The 5,082-nt window shown below is 65.7% G+C and carries 4 protein-coding genes; all 4 read left to right on the top strand.

The features are described 5' to 3' along the window. The coding region (locus EOC06_RS32365; protein WP_164898854.1) for an ATP-binding cassette domain-containing protein at positions 1 to 668 on the top strand (668 nt) is incomplete at its 5' end. Between the two features lies 1 nt (position 669). After that, positions 670 to 1,650: an ABC transporter permease gene (locus EOC06_RS32360; protein ID WP_164898853.1), complete on the top strand. Its 981-nt coding sequence runs from the start codon at positions 670 to 672 to the stop codon at positions 1,648 to 1,650. 3 nt (positions 1,651 to 1,653) lie between these two features. Next, complete coding sequence (locus EOC06_RS32355) at positions 1,654 to 2,601, top strand: ABC transporter permease (protein ID WP_127808746.1); 948 nt, start codon at positions 1,654 to 1,656, stop codon at positions 2,599 to 2,601. 126 nt (positions 2,602 to 2,727) lie between these two features. Further along, entirely contained in the window at positions 2,728 to 4,800 is a 2,073-nt protein-coding gene (locus tag EOC06_RS32350) for a 3-hydroxyacyl-CoA dehydrogenase NAD-binding domain-containing protein (RefSeq protein ID WP_128309700.1), read from the top strand. Positions 4,801 to 5,082: the final 282 nt, after the last annotated feature.

The following is a 5,082-nucleotide window of genomic DNA, read 5'->3' as shown; positions in this document are numbered from 1 at the left end:
GGGTCCGGGGGCGGCCCGCCGCGCAGAAGGACGGCACCGACCTCGTCGCCTGTGCCGGTGAGATCATCGGCCTTGCCGGGTTGGCTGGCCACGGCCAGACCGACCTGCTGCTGGCGATCTTCACTGCTGCATCGCGCGCCAAGGCAGGCATCGAGGTGACGGCGCCGGTGGCGCTGGTCGCCGGCGACCGTCAGTCGGACGGCATTTTTCCGCAATGGTCGATCGCGCAGAATATCGGCATCCGCTCGCTGGCGCGGCTGCGCAGCGGGCTGCTGATCTCGCCGCAGCGCGAGGCCGAACTCGCTGCACTATGGCAGAAGAAGATCGGCATCCGCACGCCCGATATGAACAACAACATCTTCTCGCTGTCGGGCGGCAACCAGCAGAAGGCGCTGTTTGCCCGCGCGCTCGGCTCGGACGCGCAGATCGTGCTGATGGACGACCCGATGCGCGGCGTCGATATCGGCACCAAGCTGGAGGTCTATGACCTCGTGCGCGAAGAGGCTGCCCGAGGCCGCACCTTCCTCTGGTACACCACGGAAACCGAAGAGCTCGACAATTGCGATCACATCTATGTCTTCAAGAACGGCCGCATCGTCGCCAATCTGCGCCGCGACGAGTTGACCGAAGAGAAGATCATCCAGTCCTCCTTCGGCGATGCGGCCTGAGATGACGGCCGCCAGCCTCGACACCGCCGCCAGGACGTCCGCCGAGCGAGGCGCACTGGCCCGTGCCCGTCTGTTGCGCGGGCTGCTGCCGGCGCTGTCGCTGGCGCTGGTGCTGCTCGCCATCGCCTGGCTCAACCCGCGCGCCATCAGCTATTTCGGCTTCAGCCTGATGCTCAACCTGGCGATCCCGATCGCGCTGGCGACCATCGCGCAGATGTTCGTTATCGCCGGAAACGAGCTCGACCTGTCGATCGGTACTTTCGTCGGCTTCGTCGGCTGTGTCACGGCGACCTGGCTGAAGGACGCGCCGCTCATCGGCGTGATGATCCTGCTCGGGTCGATAGGCGTCTATGCGCTGCTCGGCGCGCTGATCCATCTGCGCAATTTGCCTTCGATCGTGGTGACGCTCGGCATGAGTTTCGTCTGGCAGGGGCTTGCCATTCTCGTCTTGCCCAAACCGGGCGGCAAGGCGCCGGAGTGGCTGCTCGGGCTGATGGCGTTCAAGCCGCCCTTCATTCCGTTCCCGATCATCGCCGCGCTGCTGATCGGCCTCATCGTTCATTTCGGCCTGATGCGCACTTCCTATGGCGTGATCCTGCGCGGCTCCGGCGGCAATCCGGCGGCACTCGGCCGCGCCGGCTGGTCGCTGCTCAAGACCAAGATCGTGCTGTTTGCGCTGGCCGGTCTGTTCGGCGTGCTGTCCGGCATGGCGCTGATCGGCATCACCACCTCGGCCGACGCCAATATCGGCAATGGCTACACGCTGCTGGCGATCGCCGGCGTCATCCTCGGCGGCGGCGAATTCGTCGGCGGCCGGGTGTCGCCGATAGGTGCTGTGATCGGCGCGCTGACGCTGGCGCTGGCGGCCTCGCCGCTGCTCACCTTCATGCACATTCCACCCGATTGGCAGGTTGCCGCCAACGGCGCCATCCTCATCATCGTGCTGGCGGCGCGGGTGCTGATCAGCCGCAAGGAGAGGTGAGCGATGACATCGGTGAAATCGCTGCTCGCCAAACCCTGGATCTGGTCGTTCATTGGCGCGCTTCTGGTGTGGCTGGCGACCATCGCCTTCACCGGCGGTTATGGCGCCGGCGGCATGGTCACCGCGGCCCTGTCGCTGGCGGTGTTCACGGTCATTGTCGGCGTCGGCCAGATGTTCGTCATCACTCTGGGACCGGGCAATGTCGACCTGTCGCTGCCGGCCAATATCGGCCTTGCCAGCGCCGTCGCGATGAAAGTGATGGACGGCAACGATTCCATGATCGCGGTCGGGCTGCTGGCGGCGCTTGCCTGCGGGGCGGCGATCGGCGCCGCCAACTACCTGCTGATCTGGGCGCTGCGCATCCCACCGATCATAGCCACTTTGTCGGCCAGCTTCATCATCCAGTCGATCGACATCAGCTACGGCCGCGGCCTGCAGATCAAGCCGCCGCCGGGCTTCGCCGATTTCGCCAACTGGCAAATCCTCGGCATTCCGGTGCTGGCCATCCTCACCGTGCTGTTCACCATCGGTGCGGCGGTCGCCCTGCAGCGCATGATCTATGGCCGCTCGGTGCTGGCGATCGGCCAGAATATCCGCGCCGCTTGGCTCGCCGGCGTCAATGTCGGCCGCATCCGCTTCCTCACCTACACGCTGTCGGGCGCGCTCGGCGGCATCGACGGCGCGCTGCTCGCCGGCTATTTCCGCGGCGCCAATGTCGATATCGGCAATGAATATTTGCTGGCCTCGATCGCCGTCGTCGTCATCGGCGGCACGTCGGTGGCCGGCGGCAAGGCCAATGTGCCTGGCGTGTGGGGCGCGGCGCTGTTCCTGGTGCTGCTTTTGACCATGCTCAACACGTTTGGGGTGAGTGCCGGGGTGCGATTGCTGCTGACGGGGCTGATCATTGTCGGGGTGATCACAGCGGCGGGCGGGCAGAAGGCGCCGCGGTAGGCTCCGCCTTCGTCGTCCCAGGGCTGTAATCATTGTGCCAGGCCGATACCCGGTTCCCTTCGACGTCATGGCGCTGTAAATCCCGTTCGCGCGGCCACGGTCGCTGAAAAGAGCTGGGAGGTGTGCGTGTCCGATTTCGTGAAGATCCACCGTGACGGCGACGTCGCCATCGTCACCATCGACAATCCTCCGGTCAACGCGCTGAGCTTCCATGTTCGCGAACCGCTGATGCAGGCGCTGGTTGAGTTGCGCGACGATGCTTCGGTTGCCGCCATCGTCATTGCATGCGCCGGCCGGACCTTTGTCGCTGGCGCCGACATCACCGAATTCGGCAAGCCGATGCAGCAGCCGGAGCTGCGCGCCATCGTGGCTATGCTGGAGACCATCGCCAAGCCGACGGTGGCCGCCATCCACGGCACCGCGCTCGGCGGCGGGCTGGAGCTGGCGCTCGGCTGCCATTTCCGCGTCGCCGATGCCGGCGCCAAGCTCGGCCTGCCGGAAGTCAGGCTCGGCCTGCTGCCGGGGGGCGGCGGCACGGTGCGGCTGCCGCGCCTGGTCGGCGCGGTGAAGGCGCTCAGGATGATCGTCTCCGGTACGCCGATCGGTGCGACCGAGGCGCATGCCGCCGGTCTCGTCGATGCCGTCTTCGAAGGCGATCTGACGACGCATGCCGTGAACTTCGCCAGGGAAATTGCCCGCAAGGGTGGCCCCTTCACGCCGGTGCGCGATCGCAATGAGGGGCTCAAGGAGACCGACCTCGTGGCTTTAGACGCCGAGGCTGCGGACCTCGCTAGGAAGGCCCGCGGGCTCGAGGCGCCGATCGCCTGTGCGCTGTCGGTGCGCAATGCCGTCACGCTGCCCTTCGATGCGGCGCTGGCGGCGGAACGTGCGTTGTTCGTGAAACTGGTCGGCAGCGACCAGTCGCGGGCGCAGCGGCATTTGTTCTTCGCCGAACGTGAGGCGGCAAAGGTTTCGGGAAAAGACATCGTCAAGCGCAGGATTTCCCGCGTCGGCGTCATCGGCGCCGGCACGATGGGCGGCGGCATCGCCATGGCCTTCGCCAATGGCGGCTATCCCGTGACTTTGCTGGAAACCAGCCATGAGGCATTGCAGCGCGGCTTGGCGACGATCGACAGAAACTACTCGGTGTCCGTCACGCGTGGTTCGCTAAGCGAAGTCGCCAAGCGCGAGCGGCTCGCCCAGTTCAAGGGCTCCACCGACTATGCCGATCTCGCCGATTGCGACCTGATCGTAGAGGCGGTGTTCGAGGACATGGCGGTCAAGAAGGAGGTGTTCGGCAAGCTCGAAGCGGTGGCCAAACCGGGCGCGATCCTCGCCACCAACACCTCCTATCTCAACATCAACGAAATCGCCGCCTCGACCTCGCGGCCGCAGGACGTGCTCGGCCTGCATTTCTTCTCGCCGGCCAATGTCATGAAGCTCCTGGAGATCGTGCGCGCCGACAAGACCGCGCCCGATGCGCTGGCGACCGTCGTCGACCTGGCGCGGCGGATCGGCAAGGTGGCCGTTGTCGTCGGCGTCTGCCACGGCTTCGTCGGCAACCGCATGCTGGCCGCGCGTGGCTCGGAATCGGAAGCGCTTCTTCTGGAAGGCGCGACGCCCAGCCGGATCGACCAGGTATTCACCGATTTCGGCTGGCCGATGGGGCCTTTCCAGATGGGCGATCTCGCCGGTCTCGACATCGGCTGGCGCAACCGCAAGGCGCGTGGCTTGTCGGCCGTGATCGCCGACACGCTGTGCGAGCAAGGACGTTTCGGCCAGAAGACCGGCCGGGGATTTTACCTTTACGAGGCTGGCGCGCGTACACCAGTGCCGGATCCCGAGGTTGAAGCGCTGATCCGCGACAAGGCCGCGGAGAAGGGCATCGTGCCGCGCGCGATCAGTGCGGAGGAAATCATCGAGCGCACGCTTTACCCCCTGGTCAACGAGGGCGCCAAGATCCTGGAGGAAGGCATAGCGGCCCGTGCGTCCGACATCGATGTCGTCTGGGTCAATGGCTACGGCTTTCCCATCGGCAAGGGCGGGCCGATGTTCTGGGCTGGCCTCGAAGGCCCGGCCAGGATCATCGAGCGGCTCGAGTACTGGCATCAACGGACAGGCAAGGACGTGTTCAAGCCGGCGCCGCTGCTGAAGCGGATGGTCGAGACCGGGTCGTGGAACGGCGACGCGATAGCCTGATCAATCGTCATGGGCAATCCACCCAATTGTCGAGGTCTGCGCTGCCCCTCATCGCCCTGCCGGGCGTTCGTTGTTCGAAAAGCCAAGCAGTTGGCTTTTCGTCCGGTGCGCGGACCACGCCTCGACTCCCCGTATAGTGACGGGGAGAAGGGGCTCGCGGTAACCTCGTCGCCTGTCTTGCAACGTTGGAGATTGGCGAAACCGGGAATTACTGCGCCCCTCTCCCCGTATAGGGACGGGGAGAGGATGCCGGCAGGCAGGTGAGGGGCAGCGCCGGCGTTC

The organism is Mesorhizobium sp. M7A.F.Ca.MR.362.00.0.0, assembly GCF_004023175.1.
Classification (GTDB): Bacteria; Pseudomonadota; Alphaproteobacteria; order Rhizobiales; family Rhizobiaceae; genus Mesorhizobium.
The sequence above is the reverse complement of the archived record's forward strand: the minus strand, read 5'-3'. Positions and strand labels throughout refer to the sequence as shown.